General features: G+C 33.3%; 2 protein-coding genes. Both read left to right on the top strand.

Annotation, left to right across the window (positions count from 1 at the left end):
• Positions 1 to 319: 319 nt before the first annotated feature.
• Entirely contained in the window at positions 320 to 1,168 is an 849-nt protein-coding gene (locus tag SB717_RS33295) for a ComEC/Rec2 family competence protein (RefSeq protein WP_486360777.1), read from the top strand.
• Positions 1,169 to 1,170: 2 nt separating this feature from the next.
• Positions 1,171 to 1,392, top strand: a complete 222-nt coding sequence (locus SB717_RS33290; RefSeq protein WP_410907057.1) for a DUF3006 domain-containing protein — start codon at positions 1,171 to 1,173, stop codon at positions 1,390 to 1,392.
• Positions 1,393 to 1,589: the final 197 nt, after the last annotated feature.

The following is a 1,589-nucleotide window of genomic DNA, read 5'->3' as shown; positions in this document are numbered from 1 at the left end:
TAAACTTGTTTATTTGTATGTAGGGCTTCAATCAATGTGAAATTGATTTGTTCCATTTTCTCTTCTGTTAAAACAGGTAGCTCATTTAACTTCATTTTCTTTTGAAATGTCAAGTTGATAAAAATCTTAAAACAGTACATTTCACTACTATTTACCTCCATATTGCCCTAACACTCTCTATATAACGTGACTTTTTTCACCTTTATAAGTAAAAAATATTCAATTTTTCTATATTAACAGATGGTTTCATATAGTAAAATTAATTTTGCTATCAAAGAACACTACATATGAAAATACATTTACAAAAGGGGATAAAACAATGAAAAGTCGTGTTATCAAGATTGTTTCTTCGCTAGCTATAGGAATAGGAATTGCTGCAGCTCCAGCTTCATCGTACGCAGCAACACCTAAAACTATGAAGGTACATTATATTGATGTCGGTCAGGGAGATAGTATTTATATTAAAGCGCCTAATGGTGAGGACATTGTTATTGATGGGGGAAACAAAGGTAAAGGAAATGCAGTTGTGAGTTATTTAAAGAAACAAAAGGTCGATGATATAGAAGTATTAATTTCTACTCATCCTGATGCTGATCACATTGGTGGGTTAGATGAAGTTATTAATGCATTCAAAGTAGAAAATGTTTATGCTCCCAAAGTAAGTAATAACACGCAAGCTTACAAAGACTTTTTAAATGCTGTTAAGAAGAAAAAATTAACGATTAAAACAGCACAAGCAGGTGTAAAACTACCTGTTAAAGACGTAAATGCACAAATTGTAGGGCCTACTAAAACATATGCCAACAGTGACTTAAATGACTGGAGCGCTGTTGTCCATATGGCTTACAAGAAGAATACATTTTTATTTACAGGTGATGCTGAAACAAAGGCAGAAGCAGACATGATTAAGGCAAAGAAAACACTACGTGCAGATGTACTTAAAGTTGGCCATCATGGCGCTAAAACTTCTACAAGTAAGAATTTCTTAGATGCTGTAAAACCTAAGTATGCTGTCATTAGTGTAGGTAAAAACAGTTATGGTCATCCTACTTCTCAAGTTGTGAACTTGCTAAAAGGTGCTAAAGTAAATATTTTACGAACAGATCAAAGTGGGACAATCATTATTACGGGCGATGGTACATCTTATTCTGTTAAAAAATCGAGGTAATTATGAAAAAGATAAAAGGTATTATTGATCGGTTTGAAGAGGGATTTGCGGTTGTTGAAATCGATGGGAAAACAAAGGATTACCCAAAAGATATCTTTCCTAAGGATACAGAAGTTGGAGATGTCGTTTACATTACTGGAAATAAAGTAACGATTGATAGGCAAGAAACTAAAAAAAGAGAAAAAGAAATCCAAGACTTAATGAATGAGCTCTGGGAGGACTAAAAACTAGCTACTAATGAAGTATTACGGCTCTGCCATAAAGAACAAGATGACAGTCTCTTACTTTGGGACTGTTTTTTTGTAAATTAATTTTACAACTTTCAAGGGGGAACAACCATGTTTAAAAAAGGTGTTTTTTTATTAATGACGGTAACTTCTTTACTGGTTTCTGGATGTCAACAAGAAGAAAAGGTTGATTC

It is taken from the genome of Priestia sp. SIMBA_032 (genome assembly GCF_046535215.1).
GTDB lineage: Bacteria > Bacillota > Bacilli > Bacillales > Bacillaceae_H > Priestia > Priestia aryabhattai.
Note: the sequence above shows the minus strand (reverse complement) of the source record. Positions and strands in the feature narration are given on the sequence as shown.

Bases quoted from the DNA above. Each gene is read 5' to 3' on its own strand.
- SB717_RS33295 (WP_486360777.1), top strand. From the start codon at position 320: ATGAAAAGTCGTGTTATCAAGATTGTTTCTTCGCTAGCTATAGGAATA.
- SB717_RS33290 (WP_410907057.1), top strand. From the start codon at position 1,171: ATGAAAAAGATAAAAGGTATTATTGATCGGTTTGAAGAGGGATTTGCG.